Raw genomic sequence first — 25,040 nt, forward strand, 5'->3', positions numbered from 1 at the left:
AAACCCGGCTCACCGCAATTGTTAAGCAAGATAACCAATAGCTTTTCCATAGTTGTATAGTTTAGTCAAAACATAATTAGCAATCTCTGCACGACCCGTCTTTTTTCTCCACATCATTTCTAAGCGAATTGATCCCTCGGCAGTGGATAAAACTATGTCTGTACGCCTACTTAACCCAACACCAAAATCATCTTCTACTTTGTAGTCGGTACAGAGACCTAATACCTTCAAGCACTCAGCAATAGCTCGATTTAGCGCCACATCATTACTCGCCGCGATCGTAGTTAACTTTTCAAAAGCAATTATCGAGTTCGGGCCAATTTTACCCCCTACTTTTCTTGCTCTGATTGGGTTATTTTTAAATGAATTGAATAAATTCGTTTCGGAAACTCGGTCTGCAACGTCCTTTTCTGGAGTAGCAGACATCCCTGCCGCCTTCATTGTATTCTTTAACGGTTCATCAGCGAATGTTCGGACAGAAGCAAGGGCGGCAAGCACAGGGAAATGCAAAATTCGCGCATCAAAATAGCTTCCAAGCATTCCCAATTTCTCTGGATACTGCTTGAGGTCTTGTACGATATTTGCATTCGTTACGGATAACATACGGTCTATATCGGCCGAATACATTGTCCCTCGAGTAATTCCGTCTATATCACCATCAGGATCATTGCCCGCCAATACGACCACCCACACACGGCATTTTTCTTTTTTTGCCAGCCTGCTAATTTCACGCTGGTTAGCAAGCAAATCCTTTCGTATTTTGGCGAGAAATAATCCAATGGTATTGGACTCAGCCAGCAGCTCTTCAGCGCGAACAGAGGAAATACCGAGATCATGAATATTCTCCCCTTGGTTTAGGAGTGAAATCGTATTATTGGCAATCTCAATATATTTCTCTTTGAGTGGACCAGAAAACCTATAAATAGGATCGCCCAACCCAACAAGGGACTCAGCCCCAAGCTCAGAAGCAAGACTAGAGAGTCGTTCAGCAAGATCATCGCGGTTGACGGGCCACGCGATTAACGTTTTCTCGCCGTTTGTTGTTCTAATAAACGAATTAATTGCGTGAATATCTTTCTCAAGCAGCTCGTTTGAAATATCAGTCAAGGCCTCTCTGCCTTCAAGAACAATGATGCGCAGGCCGGCACCAGTGGCTTTCAGCGAGCCCAATACGCGCCCAACATCCTCATCTTTCGTTACCGTTTTTGTTTCAACGCCATCCCGAAACAGTCCAACAGTATGTATAAAGGTTGATTTCCCTGTACCTGAATCCCCCCTCAAAATAAGAAATGCTCCACGCGAAGAACTTATCATCTCTCCATGCAACTCATCTATATGCTCAAGAGAATCATCGACCGCCGAAATGATCTCTGTCATGTGACCCGTAGCCACTCTCTTCAGCATGTCATATCGATCTGGGAGACTTAATCCGTGTGGTGTATTCATTTTTTCTCGTTAAGAATGAGGTACCCCGTCCAAATGACACGAGGGCTATAGATACATCGAAAAATACAGAACAAGAGAATATACGATTTGCATTTTCACCTCAACGAAACATTGCTGTGATAGAGATGGCAGCGCCGCAGCTCGCAAGGCACAAAATGAGGTTGTGAGGATTAGCAGTAATGCAGCCTTGGCTACGGCCATCGCAGAAACAAAAAAGGGCACCTCTTACGAAGTGCCCAAATCTGTATTGGGTTGGCTCCTCGACCTGGGCTCGAACCAGGGACCTACGGATTAACAGTCCGGCGCTCTACCGACTGAGCTATCGAGGAATCGGTACTGTCGGCAATTGCTGACGACAGGGCGCGCATTATATACAAAACTTCGGAGAAGGCGCAATGGCAAGCTTCTCCAAACAGCATTACCGGAAATTCAGTCCTCGTCGGCGACCACTGGCGCCGCCTTGGCCAAGGCCTCGGCACGCTGGGCGCGCAGGCTTGGGGTTTCCAGGCTGATTCGTCCCAGCGTGCCGCTGCGGTAGTCGGTGAGCAGGATGCCGGAGGCCTTTTCGAGGTCGAGTTCGCCGCCTCGCCCCTTGATGATGCAGCCGCGTTTCTTGGCCACGCCTTCGAGGACAGCAACGGCGTCCATGTCGTCCGTGGCGAATCCGTAGCGGGCCTTGAGCAGGGCCGGGTATTGGTCGAGCAGGAAGCCGGCGAGCCAGGTGGCGACGTCTTCGCCGATGTAGGCATTGACGCCGACAGCGTGGCTGGCGGCGAGCATCAGGCCGTCGATGGGGTGGTCGATCTTCGGCCACAGCATGCCGGGGGTGTCGTACAGGGTCAGACGGTTGCTGATGTCGATGCGCTGCTGGCTCTTGGTCACCGCCGGCTGGTCGCCGACCGCCGCCACCTTCTTCTTGACCAGCGCGTTCATCAGAGTCGATTTGCCGACGTTGGGGATGCCCATGATCATCAGGCGCAGCGGCTTGACGGCGTCGTTGCGGTGCGGCGCCAGCTTCTGGGCCAAGGCGGGAATCCGCGCCACGTCGCCGGGTTTCTTGCAGGAGATGGCGACAGCCTTGACGTTGGGCTGGGCGTCGAAATAGGCCAGCCAGGCCTTGGTCGCTTCCGGATCGGCCAGGTCGGCCTTGTTGAGCAGCTTCAGACAGGGGCGCTGACGGAAGTTGCGCAGCTCGTGGATCATCGGGTTGCTGCTCGCCTGCGGCAGGCGGGCGTCGAGCACCTCGACCACGACATCGGCCACGGCCAGCGTTTCGCCGGCCTTTTTGCGGGCCGAGGTCATGTGCCCCGGATACCATTGGATGGACATGCTTGTTCCTTGGTTTATCCGCCGGTCACCGGCGGGAAGAAGGCGATTTCGTCGCCATCCTTGATTGCAGCGTCAAGCTTCGCCATGTCCTGATTGACGGCGCAGCGCAGGTTCTTGGCGCTGCCCAGCGCATCGCGCCCATGGCCGACCAGCCAGTCGCGCAGGCTGCCGACGGTGGCGATATCGGCCGGCAGATCGACGCTTTCGCCCGGCACGCCCAGTTTTTCCTTGAGGCCGGCGAAGTAGAGAATTTTCACGCTCATGCCAGCAACTCCGCGAAGGAGGCGAAGCGCAGGGTGTCGCCGACGGCGATGGTCTGGCCCGGCGGATTGAAGACGACGCCGTCGCTCCAGCACAGCGAGGGCACGGCCGCCGCCCCCTGGTTGCGGAACAGCTCGACGGCGCCCTGCTCGTCGATGCGGGCGCGCAGGAATTCGAGGCGGGCGGGGTCCGGCTTGCTCCATACCGACGCGGACGGCAGGTTCAGGACGCGCGGCATCACGCTGGACAAGCCTTGCAGGCGCAGCAGGAAGGGCCGGACGACCATCAGGCAGGTGACGAAGGCCGACACCGGGTTGCCGGGCAGGCCGATGAACCAGGCGTGGCCGCCCTCCTTGCGGATTTCGCCGAAGGCGAGCGGCTTGCCCGGCTTGATGGCGATCTTCCACATATCGAGCTTGCCTTCGGCCTCGACCGCCGGCTTGACGTGATCTTCCTCGCCGACGGAAACACCGCCGCTGGTGATGACCAGATCGTTGTCGGCCGCGGCGCGGCGCATGGCGTCGCGGGTGGCTTCCAGGTTATCGGCGACGGCACCGAGATCGCGCACTTCGCAACCCAGCCCTTCGAGCAGGGTGCGCAGCGCGTAGCGGTTGGAGTTGTAGATGGCGCCCGGCGGCAGAGGCTCGCCGGGCTGCACCAGTTCGTCGCCGGTGAAGAAGACGCCGACGCGCACGCGGCGGTAGACGGGCAGTTCCGGCAGGCCGGCGGAAGCGGCCAGGGCGATTTCCTGCGGCCTCAGTTTGATGCCGGCGGGCAGTATTTCGCTGCCGATGGCGATGTCTTCGCCCGCCCGGCGGACGTTTTGGCCGACCTGCGGCACTTGATTGACGACCACCCCGCCCTCGCCTTGCTCGCAGTATTCCTGCATGATCACGGCGTCGGCGCCTTCCGGAATCGGCGCGCCAGTGAAGATGCGGGCTATGGTTCCCGGCTTAAGTTCTGCACCGACCGTGCCGGCCGGAATACGCTGGCTGACCGGCAGGCAAACACCGGCGGCGGTGATGTCAGCCGTGCGCACGGCATAACCATCCATGGCAGAGTTGTCGAGCGGCGGCACGGCGACCGTCGAATGCTGGGCCACGGCCAGCACCCGGCCGGCAGCGGCCATCAGGGGCACACGGCGGATTTCCTCGACCGGCTGCGCGGCAGCCAGCAGTTTTTCCAGGGCTTGTTCGAAACTCAGCATGGGCGTTCCTGCAATTGCATGGTTTTGACGACGAAATCGGCAATGGCGACGAAATCGTTGAGCGGCAGCTTGGGCAGATCGGTGGCGATGTCGGCATCGGTGGCAACGGCCACGATGTCGGTGCGCTCGGGGAACAGCGGCGGCTTGCCGTTTTCCGGCCGATAGACTTCCAGCTTGGGCACCGGTTCCTGTTTGAAGCCTTCGATCAGCACAAGATCGCATGGCGACAGGTGGCCGAGCAGTTCATCGAGGGTCGGCTCGGGTTCCTCGCGCCGCTCGTGCATCAGCGCCCAGCGGTCGCCACAGGACAGCAGCACTTCAGTCGCCCCCGCCTCGCGGTGGCGCCAGGAATCCTTGCCCGGACGGTCGATGTCGAAGCCGTGGTGGGCATGCTTGATCACCGAGACCTTGAGGCCGCGTGCGGTCAGCTGTGGGATCAGTTTTTCCAGCAGGGTCGTCTTGCCGGAACCGGAATAGCCGGCGATACCAAATACTTTCATGGCGGAATTTTACTCGCTCAGGCAATGAACACCGGGGCGAATCCGCCGCCCGGCGTCCGGAAATTGGTGGTTTGCCCTTGGTAGAGGCGCCCGGCCACCAGCTGGATATGGCCGTTGTACACGTAACAGCGGATGTCGGCCTTCATCGTCGTCTCGCCGTCGCCGAGCGGCACGGCGTGCTCGGACGGCAACGCGATTTCCTGGGCGATGTAGCCGCCGTGCAGGATTTCCTCGAAGACCCGCTTGGTCAGCTTGTCGCCGCGATAGGCGGCGCGGCTGCCGAAGCCGGCTGGCGGCTTGAAGAACCAGCGCTTGCGCTCGGCCCAGAAGGCCTCGCCCTGCTCGGGCGTTACAGCCACGGTTTGCGGAATGCCGGCGAGCAGGATGTTTCGCGTTGTTTCATCAACGCCCAGCGCTTGCAGCGCCGCATCGTCGGACAGCTGCATCAGATTACGCTTGTCGGCATACAGGGCGTGGGCACGCGGATGCGGCGTCAGCACGACGCCGCCCTGCTCGAACACGGTGCGAATGGCGGCGTTTTCCGTGGCATCGAGGGCGAAATCGGTCAGGCGGTTGTAGATCAGGTCGACGGGTTGGCCGGCGTGGCACAGGCCGTCGCCGTCACGCGCCAGTTCGGACGGATCGCACACCACGGCGGCGATGCCGTGCTGCTCGAACAGCTCTTTGAACAGGATGAATTCCGGCGCCAGGAACTGTTCGGCCGGCATGTCGTCGACGATGGCGATACGACGCAAAGGGGCGTCGCCGCGTGCCAGGCGCCATTCCTCGCGGAACATGGCGACGAACTCATCGCGGATGCGCGCCCCTTCGGCCGCCTTGCCGTGAGCCGCCAACAGGTAGGCGTTGAGCAGGCCGCCGCCGGCGTTGGTGTTGATTTCGATCAGCTTGGGGCCGCTGTCGGTCAGGTGGAAGTCATAGCCCATGAAGACGCTGCGCGCCGCGACCGGCAGGCGGGCGATTTCCGGCGCCTGGGCCAGCGCATGGGCCTGGAAGGCGGGCAGCGCGATGACCGACTCGATGGCGGCGATGAGGTCGGCCATCGCCTGCATCGCAGCGGAGTCGATGGTGATGGCCGCCGCCGAGAACAGTTGCGGCTGGCGTTCGCGAAGTTGATCGAAAGTGGTTTTCATCGATTGGCGAAAAAGTCGAGGACGACCTGCAGTTCGCGGGTCCGCTTCATTGGGGGCAGACTTTGCCAGACCTTGCGGCCATACGGCTTTGATATGAGTCGGGGGTCGCAGATCATCAGCACGCCCTTGTCGTTCTCGTCGCGGATCAGGCGGCCGGCCCCCTGCTTGACGTTGATCACGGCGCGCGGCAACTGGTATTCGATGAAGGCATTGCGGCCTTCGCGCTTCATCTGTTCGATACGCGCCGAGAGGACCGGATCGTCGGGCGGGGCGAAGGGAATCTTGTCGATGACGACCAGCGACAAGGCTTCGCCGCGCACATCGACGCCTTCCCAGAAGCTCTGGCTACCGACCAGGATGGCATTGCCGTGACTGCGGAAGCGCTGCAGCAGGTCATTTTTGCTGCCCTCGCCCTGGACCAGCAGCGGGATGTCGAGGCCCTCGTCCTCGATCTTGGCCTTGAGCAGTTCGTGGGTACGGCGCATGGCGCGCAGGCTGGTGCACAGGAAGAAGGCGCCGCCGTTGGCCGCCTTGACCGCCGGCCAGGCGGCGTCGACCACGGCCTCGGTGTAGTTCCAGGCGTTCGGGTCGGGCATGCCGAGCGGCACGTAGAGCACGGCCTGCTCGCCGTAGTCGAAGGGGCTGTGCCAGCAGGCGGAATCCGGGTCGCCGAGGCCGAGTTCGGCGCAGTAGTGGTGGAACTTGCCCTGCACGGCCAAAGTGGCGGAGGTGAAGATCCAGGCGCGCGGATGGCCGCCCATCTGCTTGCGGAAGATGTCGGCGACCTTGAGCGGCGTCGAGTTCAGTTGCAGCGACTGGGTGAAGGCCTCGCCCCAGCGCACATAGCCTAGATCGGCCAGGTTCTGCCACTGGGCGAGGCGTTGTTGCAGTTCCAGCGCGCGTTGCCAGCACTTTTCGATGCCTTCGGCCCGTTGGGCCTGGGTTTCGAGGATGGCGGCGTACTTGGCCACCTCTTCGTCGAGCAGTTTCAACGCCGGGGCGAATTCCGGTCGCTCCTGCAACTGGTCGTAGGAGAAGCGCCCGGCATCGACACCGACCGACAGGCGCAGGTCGCGCGCCGCTTTTTCCATGGCCTTGGCGCCGCTCTGGATATCGAGGCAATCGCGGGCGCTGGTCAGCCCCTCGGCCTTGGCGTCGCGCGCCAGATCGACGACCTGGGCGGTCGATACGCTGTCGCCGAAGAACAGGGTCGCCACTTCCGGCAACTGGTGCGCTTCGTCGAAGATGACCGTGTTGCAGGCCGGGAGCAGTTCGGCCATGCCTTCGTCGCGCAGCATCACGTCGGCGAAGAACAGGTGGTGATTGACCACCACCAGGTCGGCCGCCATCGCCTCCTTGCGCGCCTGCATGACGAAGCATTCCTTGTAGTCCGGGCAATCCTGGCCCAGGCAGTTGTCGCGCGTCGAGGTGGCGTGGTTCCACACCGGCGAGTTTTCGTTGACCTCGATGCACTCGGCCTTGTCGCCGGTCTGCGTGGTCTTGGCGAAGACCGAGATGCGGCGGGCATCCGCGGCATCCTCGCGGGTCAGGAAACGGCCGTCGGCCAGCGCCCGGTTCAGGTGATACGGACAGACGTAATTGGCGCGCCCCTTGAGCAAGGCGATCTTGACCGGCGCCTTCAGCACGTCGCGAACCATCGGCAGGTCCTTGTTGAACAACTGATCCTGCAGGGTCTTGGTGCCGGTGGACACGATCACCTTGCCGTTCGACTGCAGCGCCGGCATCAGGTAGGCGAAGGTCTTGCCCGTGCCGGTGCCCGCCTCGGCGATGAAGACCGAGTTGCCATGAATGGCGGCGGCGATGCGCTCGGCCATGTCGACCTGCTGCTGGCGGATGCGGTAGCCGCCAATGGCGCGGGCGAGCGGCCCGTCGGGCGAGAATATTTCGGGGAGGGAGGACAAGGAAAAAGACCGGAAAAAACAGGCGCAATTCTACCAGATGGCCCTCCCTCGAATGTTCCGCCCGTGTTGCCTGTGGGACTGTGAAGCGACGCCCCATTCCGGATTTCCGAAATGGTTGTGCGACACTGGCTATCTCATCGTCCCGCCATGACCGCCACAGCTTTGGATCAAACCGCTCTCCTCCTTGTCGTAACCGGCGCCCTGTGCCATGCGAGCTGGAACCTGTTGGCAAAAAAGGCAGCTGGCGGCTTGCCATTCGTCTGGCTATTCGGCCTGGTCAGCACCGTCCTGGCCGTGCCGTTCGGCATCTACGCGTGGATTGAAAATGCAGTGCCGCTTACGGCAGTTGCCTGGCTGGCGATTGCGGGAAGTGCGCTGATGCACCTGGTGTACTCGCTGGTCCTGCAACAAGGCTACCGGAAGAGCGACTTTTCGGTGGTCTATCCGTTGGCCAGGGGAACCGGACCGCTCTTTTCGGTATCGGGCGCAATTCTCGTCTTGGGCGAAATGCCGAACGTGGCTGGCTGGATCGGCATTCTGGCTCTTTTGGCAGGCATCTTCCTGATTTCCGGCATCCATCGTGTGCACAAAGCCACGACGCCACACGCCAAGGCAGGACTGCTGTGGGGGTCGCTGACCGGACTGTGCATTGCCGCTTATACCCTGCTCGATGGATGGGCCATCAAGGCCCTTGGCTTGTCGCCGCTGCTTTTCTACGTGCTGTGCCTCTGGCTGCGGACCTTGATGCTGACGCCACAGGCCCTGCGCGACGTCTCTGCGCTGCGTGCCGAATGGGGGCGTAACCGCAAAGCCATCGTGGCAGTGGGCATCCTCTCCCCAATGGCTTATCTGCTAGTGCTCTTCGCCATCAAGGCGGCCCCTCTCAGCTATATCGCTCCGCTGCGCGAGCTGTCAATGCTGATCGGGGTATACCTCGGCACCCGGGTGCTCCGCGAGGCGCTCCTTCCTTCGCGCCTGATCGGCACGCTCAGCATGATCATCGGCGTCGTTCTGCTCGCGCTGTTCAGCACCTCGTGATCCTGGATCGACCTGCCATGCGGATTACCTGGTCGCAAACGCGATCTAGTGTTTGTCATCAACTCTATTCGGGAAACAGCCGCCTCCCTGACTTTTGACGATATAGGCGCACCACTTCTCGTGAATGCGTTTCCAGTCGACGACCTCTAAACGCTCTTCGCCAGGCGACGCACCGTTGCCGACATGGCGATCGTCCCCTGGCCGGCAAAGGCTTCGAGGTTGGCCTCGATATCCTCGGGGCTGTACAGGTAATTGACCATCAGGCCGAAAGACTGCCGGAAGCCCTTGGCCGAACTGTCGCCGAGGTAGTTCAGGCGCTCCACCCGGGCACCGTTGCCGAGATGGAAGCGCGATACCGGATCGGAGGGCGGACCGTTTTCGCCGCCGCCCTGTTTGGCGCTGGCCAGGTAGCGGGCGGCCAGGCGGTTGAGCGGATCGCGCAGGGCACGGACCAGTTTCTTGTTGGTCGCCCAGGCGCCGGTGGACAATTCGTCGAGCGGTAATTCGACGCCGGCCCCGGCCAGCACGTCCGGATTCTTGCGCACCCACGTCGCCAGGCCGGGCATGGGTGACAGCGTGGCGAAATGGGCCAGTTTGGAGAAATCCCGCTTCAGGTCGTCGATGACGCGCTTGAGCAGGAAATTGCCGAAGGACACGCCACGCAGCCCGACCTGGGTATTGGAGATGGAATAGAAGATCGCCGTATCGGCCTTGCGGTTGTCGAACACCGGCGCGCTCTCGTCAAGCAGTGCTTGCACGTTGTCGGCGAGATGATCGGTCAGCGCCACCTCGACGAAGATCAGTGGCTCGGCCGGCATGCGCGGGTGGAAGAAGGCGTACAGTCGGCGGTCGGAATCGAGGCGATTCTTCAGGTCGGTCCATGAGCGGATTTCGTGCACCGCCTCGTATTCGATCAGCTTTTCGAGCAAGGCGGCCGGCGAATTCCAGGTGATGCGCTGCAATTCGAGAAAGCCGACATCGAACCATGCCGATAGGCGCGACTCCAGTTCACGATCGAGCACCGCCAGTTCCTTGTCGTTTTCCAGGTAGCGCAGCAGATCGGCGCGCAGATCGACGAGAAATTTGACACCCTGCGGCATGGCATTGAACTGGGTCAGGATGCGGATGCGCGACGAACGCATGGCACCGCGCAAGGCGGCTTCCGCCTTCCACTGATCAGGCGTGCCGACCGCCTTCTGGTACTCCTTGTGCGCGGTCGCCACTTTCGCCGGATCGGGGCCGAACTCGAGGGCGATCAGTTTCAGGAAGCGTTGCCGTCCCTCGTCATTGAGGTGCAAGTAGGTTTCCGCCAGGCGGGCCGCCCGGCTGCGCGCCGACACCTCGCCGCCCTGCCCTTCGGCACAGTCACGCAACTGCGAGCGCAATTGCTCGACACCCCGCGCGGTCAGCGCAATACGTTCGCCGCTGCCGCCCATCAAGGAACGTAGTTTATCGACCAGGTTTCCGGCAACCATGATTCACCTCCATGGCCACATTCTGCCCGAAGGCGGCCGCAAATGCTGCGTCCGGCAGGCGATGGGCCTCGTCTGGATGGCTCAGCCGTGAAGAGGGATATCCAACCGACCATCGGGCATGATAAAACGTGCGTCTGCCTCATTTTCGGAGTGTTCCATGTCCCACCGACCTCACAATCTTTATCGGTATGGGTGGTTGCTCGTGGCTGCCGTCGCCCTGCCTTTGCAGGCGGCGCCGCCAGCCGGCCATCCGACGCCGGCCCAGGCCCGCGACATGCTCATGCCCGACAAGCCGCCCAGCGCCGCCGAGATGCCGAATGAAGGCAAGGTCCTCGACGTCATCCACGCCAACGAATTCACCTATGTCCAAGTCGCAAAAACTGGCAGCAAGGAAAAGGTCTGGATCGCCATCCAGAAGACCGAACTCAAGGTCGGCAGCCGGGTACGTTACGAAGATGGCGCGACCATGACTAATTTCTACAGCAAGTTGCTGAAACGCACCTTTCCCAGCGTGATGTTCGTCGACAACCTCGCCGTTACCACTCAACCCTGACCACTACTCACTTCCGACCCATGATCAAACTCCAGCACACCATCGCCATCGGCTCCCTCGTCGCCCTCACCGCCTGCTCAGCACTGGCCGGCCAGACCGAACACAGCCCGAGCGGCCTGATCTACGAATCGCTGAAGGACGGCAGCGGCGAACAGCCGACCGCCCAGTCCACCGTCCAGGTCCATTACCGGGGTACGCTGGCCAATGGCAGCGAATTCGACAGTTCCTACAAACGCGGCCAGCCGGCCACTTTCCCGCTCAACCGCGTCATTCCCTGCTGGACCGAAGGCGTCGCCAAAATGCGCGAAGGCGGCAAGGCCAAGCTGACCTGCCCGCCGGAAATCGCCTACGGCAGCCGTGGGGCCGGCGGAGCCGTGCCGCCCAATGCAACGCTGACTTTTGAAGTCGAACTGCTCAGGGTGATGCGCTAAGCAAGACACCGCCCTCATGAAAATGCCCAGTGCGGGCCATCTAACTGCTAAAACACCCAAGCAAAGAGATGAGTTCAACAATAAAAGGCCGAGAAACTCCGGCCTTTACACTTATCCCTTTTGGCAGGGTTGCTCATCGTCAGACACGTCCACCAGCTTCGCACTCCGCATCGATTGGGGCCGTAGTTGCCGACCGGCGCATGTCTCAATGTGTCACCCCTCATTAGACTTCAGACGAAGCGCAGCACTCGGAATGTCACACACGCTCTAGGCGCAAATGCTCGCTCCCGGAACATGAGCAAATCATCGACACCAAGATCGGCAAGCCAGTCAGAGGCGGCCACTTTGTTCACAAGCCCCCCCCAATTCAGTGTCGACTATTCTTACACCTATTACATCTATTCTTTAAACATTGAGACACAACAGCCTAATTAATATAATTTTTTAAAAAATGGCACACCAATTGCTTTTAAGCGTCGCCAAATAACAATTAGGGGAATTCAAATGTCTCGGTCATCCTTCGTAAAAACATTCATTACCACCGCCCTTCTGGCTAGTGCGTTTTCTGCAAACGCCGCTTTGTTAACGGACACCAACAGCGTCTTTGGCTCGTTTGACGCCTCATTCGGCACCAGGATTCTCAACCTGGGATCTGGTGGCTTAGTATCGGATGTGAATATTTCGATCACTTTTGCAAAGTGTGATGACCCATCGATCGGCATCAATGGGATCGCATGTATCGGTACCGGTAGTTCATTCAATCGCGAAATCGTTTTCCGACTGACCAACCCGTTTGGCACCACTGTCAATCTCGTCAATCAAGACACGTACAGCGGCTCTACTCCGGGTACCGGCCGTCAGACCGTCACATTTGACAACGAAGCGGCAAACATTATCGGTGGCAGCAGCGTAGTTAGCGGTACTTTCCGCCCCGAGGGTGACCTCAGCGTATTTGACGGCCTGGATGCTGCTGGTGACTGGACATTGTATATCGAAGACACTGTCAGTGCAGACCGCCTGGATTTCTTCTCAGCCACACTGAACGTCACCACCCGCGATGGCGGCGACGTCCCAGAGCCAGGCTCCTTGGCACTTCTAGGCCTGGGCATTGCCGGCCTGGGCTTGAGCAAAAAGCGGCGTCAGTCGTAACAAGAAAGCCAGATATGAAAAAGGCCGGGCTTCTCCGGCCTTTTTCATTTTCGCTTCAAAATATATCACCACCCTGCCAAACCGCCCCGGGAATGGTGATCAATCCCTTTCTCTCATCACAGACGTTCCTGGTGTTTCACCTGCGGCGTCCGGAATTGGTGAAATCAACAACGCTCACTAATCCACCAACCACCCGACCGATACCTAGCGTCTTTTTTTCTTGCCACCGCCGACCGCGGCCGCAGCAGGCGCAATCTGATCCTGACTGGCAAAAAAATGGGCAACGGCCTCCAGCTCGTCCCGGCTCAGGCCTTTGAATGCGTCGTCCTGCAGGAAGCCGAATTTTCGTTTTCCGCTGACGAACAAATCGATCTGGTGGATCATGTGCTGCAGGTTCTGGGCTGCCATGAGCGGTGCGTCCTTGTCCGCCTCCCGGCCATTGTCGCCGTGGCAATCGTTGCATCGATTGCGAAATATGATCTCCCCTTGCGCCACCTTGTCCGGGTTCGTTTCCTGCGCTGGCCGCGTAACCTTGATCGCGTGGTAGTACTGGGCGATGGCGGCCAGTTCGCTTTCCGTCAGCGAGGCCGGAACGTGGTTCTCAACCGCGGTCGGCAAACGCCCTTTCTGCATCTTTTTCATTTGCGCGAGCAGGTAACTGTCGAGTTGCCCGTTCAAGTGCGGCATCGCCGGTTTGGTCGCGATTCCATCCAGGCCGTGACAACGCGCGCAGTCGTTCCGCACGATCGACGGCGCATCCTGTGCTATGACGCTCGCCCCGGCAAAAAGCATCAGGCAAGCAAACCAACGCTGGTTTTTCATTTATCCCTCTCCTTGGATAACGTTGATGGGCAGGCGGAATGATAGCGATAATGTGCAAAACCGCACCAGACAAGGATTCGACCATGCCCAAACCAAAAATATTCGTCAAATCGTTCATCGCTTCTACGATCCTCGTTTTCTCGGCAGCCGCCTGGTCGGAAGTTGCCCGCTATGAGGAGCCGATCCGTTATCGCCGCGCCGTGATGACCATGGTCAAGCGGCACTATGAACAAGTATCGGCGATGGCCAAAGGCAAGATACCGATGAACCGCGATGAATTGAATCGCCACGCCGGCTACCTGGAAATGCTATCGCGCGCGAGCATCGACGGTTTCGTTGCCGGCTCGCACGAAGGCGACACCAAGGCGAAACCGGAAATCTGGCAGGATTGGCCGCGTTTTCGCGCCCAGGTCGAAAAATTCCAGGCCGATGCAACCCGCCTGAAGGAAGTAGCCAAAACGGGCAACCCGGAGGCCCTGAAGACTGCCGTTGCCGACATGACACGAACCTGCAAGAACTGCCACGACGACTACAAGCAGTCGGGGCTGGAACGTTAAGCCTCGCCAGGAGCGAAGCGAACCCCAAAAAGAAACAGGCCGGGAGCGAACTCCCGGCCTGTTGCATTTCAGCATTACCAGCCGAGCGCGCCCCGCAGGGCGCGATCATGCATGGCGGTGCTTAGCCCTTCTTGTGCGTCGCCAGACGGGTCCATGTATCGACCACGGTGTCCGGGTTCAGGGAGATCGACGAGATACCTTGATCCATCAGCCATTCGGCCAGATCCGGGTGGTCGGACGGGCCTTGGCCGCAGATGCCGATGTACTTGCCGGCCTTGTTGGCAGCGGAAATGGCCATGGCGAGCAGCATCTTGACGGCCGGGTCGCGTTCGTCGAAGAGGTTGGCAACCAGGCCGGAGTCGCGGTCGAGGCCGAGGGCGAGCTGGGTCAGGTCGTTGGAGCCGATCGAGAAGCCGTCGAAGATTTTCAGGAAATCGTCGGCCAACAGGGCGTTGGACGGGATTTCGCACATCATGATCAGCTTCAGGTCGTTTTCGCCCTGCTTCAGGCCATGGTCGGCCAGCAGATCGACAACGGCCTTGCCTTCACTGACGGTACGGACGAAGGGCACCATCAGCTGGACGTTGGTCAGGCCCATCTCTTCGCGGACACGCTTCATGGCGCGGCATTCCATTTCGAAGCAGTCTTCGAAGGTGTGCGCGATGTAGCGGGAAGCGCCGCGGAAGCCGAGCATCGGGTTTTCTTCTTCCGGCTCGTACAGCTCGCCGCCAAGCAGCTTGCGGTATTCGTTGGACTTGAAGTCGGACAGGCGGACGATGACCGGATTCGGCCAGAAAGCGGCAGCGATGGTGGACACGCCTTCGACCAGCTTTTCGACGAAGAAGTCCTTCGGCGAAGCGTAGCCGCGGGCGCGGCGCTTGATTTCCTCGCGCTTAGAAGCCGGCAGGCGCTCGACGTCGAGGATGGCCTTCGGGTGGATGCCGATGACGTTGTTGATGATGAACTCGACGCGGGCCAGACCGACGCCGGCGTTCGGCAGCTGGGCGAATTCGAAGGCCAGTTCCGGGTTGCCGACGTTCATCATGACCTTGACCGGGACGTCCGGCATGGCCGAGATGTCGCGGGTGGTGATTTCGTAGTCGAGGCTGCCGCGGTACACGTGGCCGGTATCGCCTTCGGTGCAGGAGACGGTGACCACTTCGCCTTCGGTCAGCGTTTCGGTGGCGTCGCCGCAACCGACGATGGCCGGGATGCCCAGTTCGCGGGCGATGATCGCGGCGTGGCAGGTGCGGCCGCCACGGTTGGTGACGATGGCGGAAGCGCGCTTCATGACCGGTTCCCAGTTCGGGTCGGTCATGTCGGCGACGAGCACGTCACCCGGCTTGACCTGGTCCATCTCCTTAGGGTCCTTGACGACGCGGACCGGGCCGACGCCGATCTTCTGGCCGATGGCGCGGCCGGAGGCGAGGACCTTGGAGAAGGACTTCAGCTTGAACTTTTCCTGCTTGCCGGCGGCAGCTTGCGACTGCACGGTTTCCGGACGGGCCTGCAGGATGTACAGCTTGCCGTCGACACCGTCCTTGCCCCATTCGATGTCCATCGGACGACCGTAGTGCTTTTCGATGATCTGGGCGTAACGGGCCAGCTCCATGACTTCTTCGTCATTGATCGAGAACTGGTGACGCAGGGACTCTTCGACGTCCTCAGTGATGGTGGACTTGCCGGCGACCTTTTCGGCGGCGAAAGTCATCTTGATCATCTTGGAACCGAGGTTGCGGCGGACGACGGCCTTCTTGCCGGCTTCGAGCATCGGCTTGTGCACGTAGAACTCGTCCGGATTGACGGCGCCCTGCACGACGGTTTCGCCCAGGCCATAGCTGGAGGTGACGAAGACGGCATCACGGAAACCGGATTCGGTGTCGAGGGTGAACATCACGCCGGCGGCACCCTTGTCGGAGCGAACCATGCGCTGGATACCGGCGGACAGGGCGACGTCGGCGTGCACGAAGCCCTTGTGGACGCGGTAGGAAATGGCACGGTCGTTGTACAGGGAAGCGAACACTTCCTTGATCGCGTGCATGATGTTTTCCAGGCCGACGATGTTCAGGAAGGTTTCCTGCTGGCCGGCGAAGGAAGCGTCCGGCAGGTCTTCGGCGGTGGCCGAGGAGCGCACGGCGAAGGACATGTCGGCGGTCGAATCGGCAACCAGGCGCTGATACTGCTCGGTGACGGCGATGGTCAGGTCCATCGGGAACGGGGTGTCGATGATCCACTGGCGAATCTCGGCGCCGGCCTTGACCAGGGCGTTCACATCGTCGACGTCGAGGGCGTCGAGGACGGCGTTGATCTTGGCATCGAGGCCGGACTGGGCGAGGAAGACGCGGTAGGCGTGGGCGGTGGTGGCGAAGCCGCCGGGAACGCGGACGCCGGTGTCAGCCAGTTGGCTGATCATTTCGCCGAGCGACGAGTTCTTGCCGCCGACCTGGTCGACGTCGGTCATGCGCAGTTTTTCGAAGGGGATGACAAGCTGTTCCATGGGGAGGGGTCCTTTCGGGGATCGAATCGAAAAATCAGGAAGTTGAGAAATCGGTACTCAGCCGGCGCTCGGCCGTCTCGCGACGGGCGACGGAGCGCAGCGTCTGGGCCAGCGTCTCGCGGACGAAATCGATATGCGTTTCGGCGGCGGAACGGGCAGCCTGCGGCTTGCTCTCGCGCACCGCCTTGTAGATCGCCTCGTGCTGGGCCTTGAGCAAACGGCTGGCAGCGGGCACGGCCTTCAGTTCGCCGAGGTTGAGGCGGATGTTGTCGTGCATCAGGTGCAGCAAGGCGCTGGACAGGTGGCCGATCAGCACGTTGTGTGCGGCATCGCCAATGGCCTGGTGGAAGGCGATGTCGGCTTCCGAGCGCTTGTTGGCGTCGTCGGATTCGAAGGCATCCATCAGGGCGGCAAAGGTCTGTTCCAGGAGTTGCAGGTCGGCAGCGGTCGCCCGTTCGGCGGCCCACTCGGCGGCCTGGCCTTCAAGCATGCGGCGGAACTCGAGCATGTCCTCGCGCAAATTGGGGTGCTTGACCATCATGTCCTGCCAGGGATCGGAGAAGCTCGTGTCCAGGACATCGGTCACATAGGTGCCGCCGCCCTGGCGGCTGGTCACCATGCCCTTGGAGGCCAGCTTCTGGATCGCTTCGCGCAGGCTGGGACGGGAGACGCCGAGGTCGACCGCCAGTTCACGTTCCGGCGGCAGGCGATCGCCGGGCTTCAGCGAGCCTTCGAGGATGCGTCGCTCCAGCGTGGCAGCGATGGCATCGGAAATACGCGGAACCTGCACCTTGTTTGGCATTGGTAAGACCACATTGATTGGTAAGACCAACACATTCTAAACATCGGTTTGAGAAAGTGCAAGCATAGGGATTTCCCTATCCCGGATTGACTAAGTCACGGTATTCACGCAAAATTTCGTCCATACGAATTATTGGTCTGACCATTTGACCGATAAATAATTTGAACGGAGACAAGATGCACAGCCAATCTGCATACCCTACCGACGTCTATTTTTTTGCGACCTGCGTCGTAGACCAGTTCTTCCCCGGTGCCGGCATGGATGCCATCACGCTGCTCGAACGCCAGGGCATCCGCGTGCATTTCCCGGAAGAGCAAACCTGCTGCGGCCAGCCGGCCTATAGCAGCGGCTTCCCCGCCGAAGCGCGCAAGGTGGCGGCACTCCAGCTCACCCTGTTCCCGAACGACTGGCCGGTCGTCGTGCCGTCCGGTTCGTGCGCCGGCATGATGAAGCACCACTACCCCAAGCTGTTCGCCGACGATCCGACCCGCAAGGCGGCTGCTGAAAAGCTTTCCGCCCGCGTTTATGAATTGACCCAGTTCCTGGTCGACGTCCTCGACTTCAAGCCGGAAGACCTGGGCAGCGACAGTACCGTCGTGCTGCATACCTCCTGCTCCGCGCGCCGCGAAATGGGCGTGCACGTCACCGGCAAAAAACTGCTCAATAGCCTGGCCAAGGTCAAGATCGCCCAGCAGGACCACGAATCCGAATGCTGCGGCTTCGGTGGCACCTTCTCGGTCAAGCAACCGGAAATCTCCGGCGCCATGGTCGAAGACAAGGTCAAGGCCCTGAAGGCGACCGGCGCCGAGCGCGTGGTCAGCGCCGATTGCGGCTGCCTGATGAACATCCTCGGCCACGCCGCCTGGAAGGACCAGCAGGAAGGTCGCACGACCCCCAGCCTGCCCGGCGAACACATCGCCACCTTCCTGTTACGCCGCACCGCGAAGGAGTCCGCACGATGAGCGCCCGCGACCGTATCCTGGCCAAATTGAAAGCCAACGCGCCGGCGTCGGCCGGCGATCTGCCCGATGTCGCCGCCTGGTACGCCACGCATCGCAGCGTCGAGAGCGCTACCGACAAGGCCAAGCGTTTCCGCCATTTCATCGAACTGGCCCACGCCGAGGTCTATGCCGTGTCGCGCGGCGGCTGGCTGCAGAAACTGTACGAAGTGCTCAGCGCCAAGCAGATCGGCAAGCTGCTGGTCGCTCCGGCAACCGCGCACGGCGCGCGTGCCCAGGCCGAATTGCCGGCCCTCGGCATCGCCTGCCCGGCATACGAGCAGCCCATCGAAAGCTGGAAGCCGGCGATGTTCAACGAAACCCCGGCCAGCTTTACTGCTGCCCGTGGCGCCATCGCCGAAACCGGCACCCTGATCCTGTGGCCGGATGCAGACGAACCGCGCCTGATGTCGCTGGTGCCGCCGGTGCACATTGTGCTGCTCGACGCCGCCAACATCTACAACACTTTTTACGAAGCCATGCAGACGGAAGGCTGGAAGGATGGCCTGCCGACCAATTCGCTGCTCATTTCCGGCCCCTCGAAGACCGCCGACATCCAGCAGACGCTGGCCTACGGCGCGCACGGCCCGAAGGAACTGATCGTGCTGATGATCGGAGACGAACAATGAACGCCCCGCAGACCCCGCACGCCCTGCATTTCATGCCGTCAGAGGGCTTCCGCGCCCGCGCCAAGGATGTCGTGGAAAACCCCTTCCTGCGCCAGAGCTTCCGCGGCGCCATGGACTTCCTGATGAGTAAGCGCGCCGCCCAGTTCCCCGATCCGGAGGAACTGGAAAGCCTGCGCAGCCTCGGCGAACGCGTCCGCCAGTACAACCTGGCCAAGCTGCCAGAACTGCTCGTCCAACTCGAAACCAACCTGACGAAGAACGGCATCCAGGTGCACTGGGCCGAAACGCCGGAAGAAGCCAACGCCATCATCCTCGGCATCTGCCAGAAGCACTCGGCCAAGCTGATGGTCAAGGGCAAGTCCATGGTCAGCGAGGAAATCGAACTGAACCATGCGGCCGAAGCCGCCGGCATCGGTGCGCTGGAGTCGGACATGGGCGAATACATCGTCCAGCTGGCCGGCGAAAAGCCGTCGCACATCATCATGCCGGCCATTCACAAGACCAAGGAACAGATCGCCAAGCTGTTCCACGACAAGGTGCCGGGCGTCGATTACACCGACAACGTCGATGCACTGATCCAGATCGGCCGCAACGTGCTGCGCGAGAAATTCGAGATCGCCGACATCGGCCTGTCCGGCGTCAATTTCGCCGTCGCCGAAACCGGCACGCTATGCCTGGTCGAGAACGAAGGCAACGGCCGCATGTGCACCACGGCGCCGCCGGTGCACATCGCCATCACCGGTATCGAGAAGATCGTCGAGAAGCTTGAGCACGTACCGCCGCTCTACTCGCTGCTCACCCGCTCGGCCACCGGCCAGAACATCTCGACCTACTTCAACATGATCTCGTCGCCGCGCAAGCCGGGCGAGAAAGACGGCCCGGGCGAAGTGCACCTGGTGCTGCTCGACAACGGCCGCAGCCAGGCCTATGCCGACGAACAGCTGCGCAAGACGCTGCAGTGCATCCGCTGCGGCGCCTGCATGAACCACTGCCCGGTCTACACCCGCATCGGCGGCCACGCCTACGGCACGACCTACCCGGGGCCGATCGGCAAGATCATTTCGCCGCACATGCTCGGCCTCGAAGCGACGGCCAACATGGCCACCGCCTCGTCGCTGTGCGGCGCCTGCGGCGAAGTGTGCCCGGTGAAGATCCCCATTCCCGAACTGCTCGTCCGCCTCCGCGAAGAGTCCTTCACCGCCCCGCACGCCAATCCGGCGATGCGCGGCCAGGGTGCCGGCTACAACGCAAAGATCTCGGCCGTCTGGCGTGCCTGGGGCGCGATCTACGGCTCGCCCGCGCTGTATCGCACCGCCTCCTGGCTGGCCAGCCGTTTCCGTTGGCTGATGCCGCGCAAGCAGGCCGGCTGGACATCGGTCCGCACCCCGTTGCAGCCCGCTCCGAAGCGTCTGCGCGACATGATCAAGGAACGCAACTAATCCCTCTTGCCCGGAGGCCGCCCAGCGGCTTCCGGGATTTTTTTACCGCGCTCAATTCGCTCGTCCACAGCAGTCCTCTATCAGACAGAAGACAATGAATTCACTAATCCGGAATCTTCAAGAAAACCTGCCCGCCCGCCAGGTGATCACCGACGATCTGCGCCGTCTCGCCTACGGCACCGACGCCAGCTTCTATCGCCTGATCCCGCAGGTCGTCGCCGTCATCGAAAACGAGGACGAGGCGCGCGCCGTCCTCGCCGCTGCCCGCCAGAACCAGACGCCGGTCACCTTCCGCGCCGCCGGCACCAGCCTCTCCGGCCAGGCGCTGTCGGACGGCGTGCTGGCCCTGATCGGCGAAGGCTTCGCCACCTTCGAGCTGGCCGACGACGCCAGCCAGGTGCGCGTCGGCCCGGGCATGGTTGGCGGCGAAGTCAATCGCCGGCTCGCCCCGCTCGGCAAGAAGATCGGCCCCGACCCGGCGTCGATCGGTGCCTGCAAGATCGGCGGCATTGCCGCCAACAACGCTTCCGGCATGTGCTGCGGCACGTCGCAGAACAGCTACAAGACCCTGGCCGGCCTGCGCGTCATGTTCGCCGACGGCACCCTGCTCGATAGCGAAGACCCGGCCAGCGTCGCCGCCTTCAAGCAGTCGCATGCCGCCCTGCTCGGCGAACTCGACCGGATCGGCAAGGAAACGCGGGCCAATCCGACACTGGCCAACCGCATCCGCCACAAATTCAAGATCAAGAACACGACCGGCTACAGCCTCAACGCCCTGGTCGATTTCGAAGACCCGATCGACATCCTCGCCCATCTGATGATCGGCTCCGAGGGCACCCTCGGCTTCATGACCCGCATCACCTACCAGACGGTGGTCGAAGACCCGTGCAAGGCCTCGGCCCTGGTCTTCTTCCCGGATATCCGCTCGGCCTGCGAGGCCGTCGTCCGCCTCAAGCCGCAGCCGGTCGCCGCCGTCGAACTGCTCGACCGCCCGGCCATCCATTCCGTCGAGAACAAGCCCGGCCTGCCGACCATCATGCGCGAACTGGGCGAAGAAGCCGCTGCCCTGCTCATCGAAGTCCGTTCGCCGACCCCGGAAGGGCTGCAGGAAAAGATCACCACCGTGGTCGCCGCGATGGACGGCATCGCCACCGTCGAGCCGGTCCAGTTCTCGACCGACCCGGCCACCTGCGACATGTACTGGAAGGTGCGCAAGGGCACCTTCCCGGCCGTCGGCGCCATGCGCCGCACCGGCACCACGGTACTGATCGAGGACGTCGCCTTCCCGATCGAGTCGCTGGCCGACGCCACCCTCGACCTGCAAGCGCTCCTGCGCCACCACGGCTACCACGAGGGCATCATTTTCGGCCACGCGCTGGAAGGCAACCTGCACTTCGTAATCACCCAGGACTTCGGCGACAAGGCCGAGATCGACCGCTACGCCCGCTTCATGGACGACCTGTGCAAGCTGGTGGTCGACAAATACGACGGCTCGCTGAAGGCCGAGCACGGCACCGGCCGCAACATGGCGCCGTTCGTCGAAATGGAATGGGGCAAGGAAGCGACCGACCTGATGCGCCGCATCAAGGCCCTGTTCGACCCGGAAGGCCGCCTCAACCCCGGCGTCATCATCAACGACAACCCGCACGCCCACCTCGAGAACCTGAAGCCGATGCCTGCCGCCGAGGACGTGGTCGACCGCTGCATCGAATGCGGCTTCTGCGAACCGCTGTGCCCGTCGCACCGGCTGACCCTAAGCCCGCGCCAGCGCATCACCAGCGTGCGCGAACTGGCCCGTCGTGCCGCTGCCGGCGAACATGCCGAGTCCTTGAGCGAAGCCTATGCCTACATGGGCCTCGACACCTGCGCGGCCTGCGGCATGTGCTCGACGGCCTGCCCGGTCGGCATCGACACCGGCGACCTGACCCGCCGCCTGCGCGGCCGCCAGCTTGGCGACACCGCCCGCAGCCTGTACCAGTGGAGCGGCGAGAATTTCGGCACCTTCGCCGGCCTCGGCCGCACCGGCCTCACCATCGGCCATGCCGTTTCCGGCGTCCTCGGCGACAAGTTCGTCAGCCGGGTGACCGGCGGCGCGTGGCGCAAGGCCATGCCGCCGGCGGCCAAAGCGCCCGTCCAGCGGTCTTCCAAGGGCGATCCGGTGGTCTATTTCCCGACCTGCGGCGGCCGCATCTTCGGCCCGGCCGACGCCAACGACAAACAGCTCGGCGACGTCGTCCAGGAAGTGCTGATCCGTGCCGGCTACGCGCCCATCCTGCCCGAAGGCTTCACCCAGCTGTGCTGCGGCCAGACGCTGGCGAGCAAGGGCATGGCCGAGGAAGCCGAGGACATGTCGAACGCCCTGGAAGCCGCGCTGATGAAGGCCTCCGACAACGGCCGCATTCCGGTCATCATGGATGCCAGCGCCTGTTCGACGCGAATGCAGAAGCACCTCGCCGGCCGCATCAAGCTCTACGACTTCCACGAGTTCGCCCACGACGCCCTGCTGCCGCGCCTGATGATCACCAAGCAGGCCGGCCCGGTCGCCCTGCACGTCAATTGCAGCGTCAAGCGCACCGGCGCCGACGGCAAGCTGCGCGCCTTGCTCAAGGCCTGCGTCGACGAAATCGTCGAACCGTCCAGCACCACCTGCTGCGGCTTCGGCGGCGACCGCGGCTTCGCCGTGCCGGAACTGAACCAGCACGCCCTGCGCCACATTCACAATGAGCTGCCGGCCAACTGCGCCTGCGGCGTTTCCACCAACCGCACTTGCGAAATCGGGTTGACCGCCGAAACCGGCCGCACGTACCGCTCGATCGCCTATCTGCTCGAGGCCTGCTCGCGCAAGGAGGACGCCATGACCTGCTGAGGAGGGGGAGACAAAAGAAAATCCGGCCATGAGCTGCGAACTCAAGGCCGGGCATAAGCAGTGACACGCTCTGTGGCCGCCGGAATCGGTAAAAACTGACGGCTATCTGACTATTTTTTGTTATGAGGGTAATTCTATGACTTGGCAAATGAATGTCGACCCGCTCGGCAACATTGGCTTGTCCGCGCTGGTCGCGGCGATTCCAATCTTCTTCCTGTTCTGGGCGCTGGCCATCAAGCGCATGAAGGGCCAGTACGCGGCCCTCGGCGGTACCGGCCTGGCCATCGCCATCGCCATCGGCGTCTACAAGATGCCGGCCGACCTGGCTGGCCTGGCCACGCTGTACGGCGGCGCCTTCGGCCTGTTCCCGGTGTGCTGGATCGTCATCACCGCGCTGTTCATCTACAACATGTCGGTGAAGACCGGCCAGTTCGAAGTCATCAAGAATTCGCTGGCTTCCATCTCCGATGACCGCCGCCTGCAGGCGCTGCTGATCGCCTTCTCGTTCGGTGCCTTCATCGAGGGTGCTGCCGGTTTCGGCACGCCGGTGGCGATCACCGCCGCGATGCTCGCCGGTCTCGGCTTCAACCCGCTGTACGCTGCCTGTATCTGCCTGCTCGCCAACACGGCGCCGGTGGCCTGGGGCGCGATCGGCATCCCCATCGTCGTCGGTGGCCAGGTTGCCGGCATTCCGGACGTCGCCCTGTCCCAGATGGTCGGCCGCACCCTGCCGCTGATCTCCATCTTCATCCCGCTCTACCTGGTCATCGTCATGGCCGGCTGGAAGAAGGGCTGGGAAGTGTGGCCCGCCTGCTTCGTCAGCGGCGGCTCTTTCGCCATCGCCCAGTACTTCTCGGCCAACTCGCCGATCACCGCCCCGCTGCTGCCGGACATCATCGCTTCCCTGTCCTCCATCGTGTGCACCGTGGTCTTCCTGAAGTTCTGGCATCCGAAGGAAAGCTGGCACTTTGCCGATGAGCCGAAGAGCATGGGCAAGCAGGAACTGCGTTACACCGGCGGCCAGATCTTCCGCGCCTGGGCACCGTTCCTGATCCTGTCGCTGTTCGTCTGCGCCTGGGGTATCAAGCCGGTCAACCAGGCCCTGAACCAGGTCACCGAAATGGTGTTCAACTTCAAGATCCCGGTCTCCGGTCTCGACAAGCTGGTCATCGACCAGGCCGGCAAGCCGAAGGCTGCCGTGTACAACTTCAACGTGCTGTCCGCTGCCGGCACCGCGATCCTGTTCGCCTGGTTCTTCTCCATCGTCGTCATGGGCGCTTCGCTGAAGACCGCCGCCGGCGTCGCCAAGGACACGCTGACCACGCTGAAGTGGCCGATCGTCACCATCGCCACCATTCTCGGCTTCGCCTACATCATGAACTTCTCGGGCATGGCCATCACCCTCGGCTACGCTTTCGCCGAAACCGGCGTCATGTTCCCGTTCTTCGCCGCCTTCCTCGGCTGGCTCGGCGTCTTCATGACCGGTTCCGACACCTCGACCAACGCGCTGTTCGGCAAGCTGCAAGCCGTCACCGCCGAGAAGATCGGCATCGACCCGGTGATCACCATGTCGGCCAACACCTGCGGCGGCGTCTGCGGCAAGATGATCTCGCCGCAATCGATCGCCGTTGCCACCGGCGCCACCGGCCTGGTCGGCAAGGAATCGGACATCTTCCGCTTCACGTTCAAGCACTCGCTGGCCCTGACCTTCATCGTCGGCGTGCTGCACATGCTGTGGTCGTACGTCTTCCCGGGCATCGTGCCGGCCTACGTCAAGCCGGTCGCCGCCGCTGCTGCCGCCGTTGCTGCCGGTGCCAAGGCCGCGATCAATCCGGACGGCCTGATGTGGCTGGGCGTCTTCGTCGGCATCATCACCTGCGTCACGCTGCTGGCCCGTGCCATCGGCGCCAACCTCGAAGCTCCTGTCGAGGGGCATGACGAGGTTCATTTCCACTAAGCGGAAATGTC

Annotated in this window: 21 protein-coding genes and 1 tRNA gene; 10 read left to right on the forward strand and 12 right to left on the reverse strand. The window is 61.7% G+C overall.

Going from position 1 to position 25,040, the window contains the following annotated elements; genetic code table 11:
• Nucleotides 1–21: 21 nt before the first annotated feature.
• From LZ012_RS12590 to LZ012_RS12625, 8 genes are all read right to left on the reverse strand, one after another.
• The gene (locus tag LZ012_RS12590; protein ID WP_275711160.1) at nt 22–1,446 is read right to left on the reverse strand and encodes a hypothetical protein; all 1,425 of its coding nucleotides are present in this window, start codon (nt 1,444–1,446) and stop codon (nt 22–24) included.
• Nucleotides 1,447–1,699: 253 nt separating this feature from the next.
• Nucleotides 1,700–1,775 (reverse strand) — tRNA-Asn (locus tag LZ012_RS12595).
• Nucleotides 1,776–1,875: 100 nt separating this feature from the next.
• On the reverse strand, nt 1,876–2,775 hold the full coding sequence (gene ylqF, locus LZ012_RS12600; RefSeq protein WP_275711161.1) for a ribosome biogenesis GTPase YlqF: 900 nt from the start codon (nt 2,773–2,775) through the stop codon (nt 1,876–1,878).
• Between the two features lie 14 nt (nt 2,776–2,789).
• The gene (moaD, locus tag LZ012_RS12605; RefSeq protein ID WP_275711162.1) at nt 2,790–3,038 is read right to left on the reverse strand and encodes a molybdopterin converting factor subunit 1; all 249 of its coding nucleotides are present in this window, start codon (nt 3,036–3,038) and stop codon (nt 2,790–2,792) included.
• Nucleotides 3,035–4,243 carry a molybdopterin molybdotransferase MoeA gene (locus LZ012_RS12610; RefSeq protein WP_275711163.1) on the reverse strand — a complete coding sequence of 403 codons (1,209 nt, stop codon included), beginning with the start codon at nt 4,241–4,243 and terminating at the stop codon, nt 3,035–3,037. The genes moaD and LZ012_RS12610 overlap by 4 nt, the downstream gene beginning before the upstream one ends.
• The gene (gene mobB, locus LZ012_RS12615) at nt 4,237–4,743 is read right to left on the reverse strand and encodes a molybdopterin-guanine dinucleotide biosynthesis protein B (RefSeq protein WP_275711164.1); all 507 of its coding nucleotides are present in this window, start codon (nt 4,741–4,743) and stop codon (nt 4,237–4,239) included. Before mobB ends, LZ012_RS12610 begins: the two co-directional genes overlap by 7 nt.
• 17 nt (nt 4,744–4,760) lie before the next feature.
• Nucleotides 4,761–5,894: an ATP-grasp domain-containing protein gene (locus LZ012_RS12620; protein ID WP_275711165.1), complete on the reverse strand. Its 1,134-nt coding sequence runs from the start codon at nt 5,892–5,894 to the stop codon at nt 4,761–4,763.
• Nucleotides 5,891–7,816 (reverse strand): DNA repair helicase YoaA, encoded by a 1,926-nt coding sequence (locus tag LZ012_RS12625; RefSeq protein ID WP_275711166.1) that lies wholly within the window; start codon nt 7,814–7,816, stop codon nt 5,891–5,893. Before LZ012_RS12625 ends, LZ012_RS12620 begins: the two co-directional genes overlap by 4 nt.
• 147 nt (nt 7,817–7,963) lie before the next feature.
• On the opposite strand from LZ012_RS12625, the gene LZ012_RS12630 reads away from it, so the two are divergent.
• The gene (locus tag LZ012_RS12630) at nt 7,964–8,854 is read left to right on the forward strand and encodes a DMT family transporter (RefSeq protein WP_275711167.1); all 891 of its coding nucleotides are present in this window, start codon (nt 7,964–7,966) and stop codon (nt 8,852–8,854) included.
• Between the two features lie 146 nt (nt 8,855–9,000).
• Here the strand turns inward: LZ012_RS12630 and LZ012_RS12635 are convergent, their stop codons facing one another.
• Nucleotides 9,001–10,290, reverse strand: coding sequence for a malonyl-CoA decarboxylase (locus tag LZ012_RS12635; RefSeq protein ID WP_275711769.1), 1,290 nt, complete (start codon nt 10,288–10,290; stop codon nt 9,001–9,003).
• A 196-nt stretch (nt 10,291–10,486) separates the two neighbouring features.
• On the opposite strand from LZ012_RS12635, the gene LZ012_RS12640 reads away from it, so the two are divergent.
• From LZ012_RS12640 to LZ012_RS12650, 3 genes are all read left to right on the forward strand, one after another.
• Complete coding sequence (locus LZ012_RS12640; RefSeq protein WP_275711168.1) at nt 10,487–10,882, forward strand: hypothetical protein; 396 nt, start codon at nt 10,487–10,489, stop codon at nt 10,880–10,882.
• A 20-nt stretch (nt 10,883–10,902) separates the two neighbouring features.
• On the forward strand, nt 10,903–11,313 hold the full coding sequence (locus LZ012_RS12645; protein ID WP_275711169.1) for an FKBP-type peptidyl-prolyl cis-trans isomerase: 411 nt from the start codon (nt 10,903–10,905) through the stop codon (nt 11,311–11,313).
• Between the two features lie 504 nt (nt 11,314–11,817).
• The gene (locus LZ012_RS12650) at nt 11,818–12,462 is read left to right on the forward strand and encodes a PEP-CTERM sorting domain-containing protein (protein ID WP_275711170.1); all 645 of its coding nucleotides are present in this window, start codon (nt 11,818–11,820) and stop codon (nt 12,460–12,462) included.
• A gap of 204 nt (nt 12,463–12,666) precedes the next feature.
• Here the strand turns inward: LZ012_RS12650 and LZ012_RS12655 are convergent, their stop codons facing one another.
• A complete protein-coding gene (locus LZ012_RS12655) occupies nt 12,667–13,284 on the reverse strand; it encodes a c-type cytochrome (protein WP_275711171.1) in 618 nt (205 codons plus the stop codon).
• Between the two features lie 83 nt (nt 13,285–13,367).
• On the opposite strand from LZ012_RS12655, the gene LZ012_RS12660 reads away from it, so the two are divergent.
• Entirely contained in the window at nt 13,368–13,841 is a 474-nt protein-coding gene (locus LZ012_RS12660) for a c-type cytochrome (protein ID WP_275711172.1), read from the forward strand.
• A 121-nt stretch (nt 13,842–13,962) separates the two neighbouring features.
• Here LZ012_RS12660 and ppsA read toward each other — a convergent pair whose 3' ends face one another.
• Entirely contained in the window at nt 13,963–16,338 is a 2,376-nt protein-coding gene (gene ppsA, locus LZ012_RS12665; RefSeq protein ID WP_275711173.1) for a phosphoenolpyruvate synthase, read from the reverse strand.
• A gap of 34 nt (nt 16,339–16,372) precedes the next feature.
• Nucleotides 16,373–17,140, reverse strand: a complete 768-nt coding sequence (locus LZ012_RS12670; protein ID WP_275711174.1) for an FCD domain-containing protein — start codon at nt 17,138–17,140, stop codon at nt 16,373–16,375.
• 176 nt (nt 17,141–17,316) lie between these two features.
• Here LZ012_RS12670 and LZ012_RS12675 point away from each other — a divergent pair, with 176 nt between their 5' ends.
• The 5 genes from LZ012_RS12675 (at nt 17,317) to LZ012_RS12695 (ending at nt 25,029) form a co-directional block, all read left to right on the forward strand.
• Nucleotides 17,317–18,102: a (Fe-S)-binding protein gene (locus LZ012_RS12675; protein ID WP_275711175.1), complete on the forward strand. Its 786-nt coding sequence runs from the start codon at nt 17,317–17,319 to the stop codon at nt 18,100–18,102.
• Nucleotides 18,099–18,767 (forward strand): LutC/YkgG family protein, encoded by a 669-nt coding sequence (locus tag LZ012_RS12680; RefSeq protein WP_275711177.1) that lies wholly within the window; start codon nt 18,099–18,101, stop codon nt 18,765–18,767. Before LZ012_RS12675 ends, LZ012_RS12680 begins: the two co-directional genes overlap by 4 nt.
• Nucleotides 18,764–20,206: a LutB/LldF family L-lactate oxidation iron-sulfur protein gene (locus tag LZ012_RS12685; protein ID WP_275711178.1), complete on the forward strand. Its 1,443-nt coding sequence runs from the start codon at nt 18,764–18,766 to the stop codon at nt 20,204–20,206. Before LZ012_RS12680 ends, LZ012_RS12685 begins: the two co-directional genes overlap by 4 nt.
• Nucleotides 20,207–20,300: 94 nt before the next feature.
• Nucleotides 20,301–23,072, forward strand: a complete 2,772-nt coding sequence (locus tag LZ012_RS12690) for an FAD-binding and (Fe-S)-binding domain-containing protein (RefSeq protein WP_275711179.1) — start codon at nt 20,301–20,303, stop codon at nt 23,070–23,072.
• Between the two features lie 136 nt (nt 23,073–23,208).
• On the forward strand, nt 23,209–25,029 hold the full coding sequence (locus tag LZ012_RS12695) for an L-lactate permease (RefSeq protein ID WP_275711180.1): 1,821 nt from the start codon (nt 23,209–23,211) through the stop codon (nt 25,027–25,029).
• The last annotated feature ends 11 nt before the right edge of the window (nt 25,030–25,040 follow it).

It is taken from the genome of Dechloromonas hankyongensis, from assembly GCF_022012295.1.
Classification (GTDB): Bacteria; Pseudomonadota; Gammaproteobacteria; order Burkholderiales; family Rhodocyclaceae; genus Azonexus; species Azonexus hankyongensis.

Excerpts from the sequence above, each read along its gene's own strand:
- LZ012_RS12590 (WP_275711160.1), bottom strand. The coding sequence starts at position 1,446 with ATGAATACACCACACGGATTAAGTCTCCCAGATCGATATGACATGCTG.
- ylqF (WP_275711161.1), bottom strand. The coding sequence starts at position 2,775 with ATGTCCATCCAATGGTATCCGGGGCACATGACCTCGGCCCGCAAAAAG.
- moaD (WP_275711162.1), bottom strand. The coding sequence starts at position 3,038 with ATGAGCGTGAAAATTCTCTACTTCGCCGGCCTCAAGGAAAAACTGGGC.
- LZ012_RS12610 (WP_275711163.1), bottom strand. The coding sequence starts at position 4,243 with ATGCTGAGTTTCGAACAAGCCCTGGAAAAACTGCTGGCTGCCGCGCAG.
- mobB (WP_275711164.1), bottom strand. The coding sequence starts at position 4,743 with ATGAAAGTATTTGGTATCGCCGGCTATTCCGGTTCCGGCAAGACGACC.
- LZ012_RS12620 (WP_275711165.1), bottom strand. The coding sequence starts at position 5,894 with ATGAAAACCACTTTCGATCAACTTCGCGAACGCCAGCCGCAACTGTTC.
- LZ012_RS12630 (WP_275711167.1), top strand. The coding sequence starts at position 7,964 with ATGACCGCCACAGCTTTGGATCAAACCGCTCTCCTCCTTGTCGTAACC.
- LZ012_RS12635 (WP_275711769.1), bottom strand. The coding sequence starts at position 10,290 with ATGGGCGGCAGCGGCGAACGTATTGCGCTGACCGCGCGGGGTGTCGAG.
- LZ012_RS12640 (WP_275711168.1), top strand. The coding sequence starts at position 10,487 with ATGTCCCACCGACCTCACAATCTTTATCGGTATGGGTGGTTGCTCGTG.
- LZ012_RS12645 (WP_275711169.1), top strand. The coding sequence starts at position 10,903 with ATGATCAAACTCCAGCACACCATCGCCATCGGCTCCCTCGTCGCCCTC.
- LZ012_RS12650 (WP_275711170.1), top strand. The coding sequence starts at position 11,818 with ATGTCTCGGTCATCCTTCGTAAAAACATTCATTACCACCGCCCTTCTG.
- LZ012_RS12655 (WP_275711171.1), bottom strand. The coding sequence starts at position 13,284 with ATGAAAAACCAGCGTTGGTTTGCTTGCCTGATGCTTTTTGCCGGGGCG.
- LZ012_RS12660 (WP_275711172.1), top strand. The coding sequence starts at position 13,368 with ATGCCCAAACCAAAAATATTCGTCAAATCGTTCATCGCTTCTACGATC.
- ppsA (WP_275711173.1), bottom strand. The coding sequence starts at position 16,338 with ATGGAACAGCTTGTCATCCCCTTCGAAAAACTGCGCATGACCGACGTC.
- LZ012_RS12670 (WP_275711174.1), bottom strand. The coding sequence starts at position 17,140 with ATGCCAAACAAGGTGCAGGTTCCGCGTATTTCCGATGCCATCGCTGCC.
- LZ012_RS12675 (WP_275711175.1), top strand. The coding sequence starts at position 17,317 with ATGCACAGCCAATCTGCATACCCTACCGACGTCTATTTTTTTGCGACC.
- LZ012_RS12680 (WP_275711177.1), top strand. The coding sequence starts at position 18,099 with ATGAGCGCCCGCGACCGTATCCTGGCCAAATTGAAAGCCAACGCGCCG.
- LZ012_RS12685 (WP_275711178.1), top strand. The coding sequence starts at position 18,764 with ATGAACGCCCCGCAGACCCCGCACGCCCTGCATTTCATGCCGTCAGAG.
- LZ012_RS12690 (WP_275711179.1), top strand. The coding sequence starts at position 20,301 with ATGAATTCACTAATCCGGAATCTTCAAGAAAACCTGCCCGCCCGCCAG.
- LZ012_RS12695 (WP_275711180.1), top strand. The coding sequence starts at position 23,209 with ATGACTTGGCAAATGAATGTCGACCCGCTCGGCAACATTGGCTTGTCC.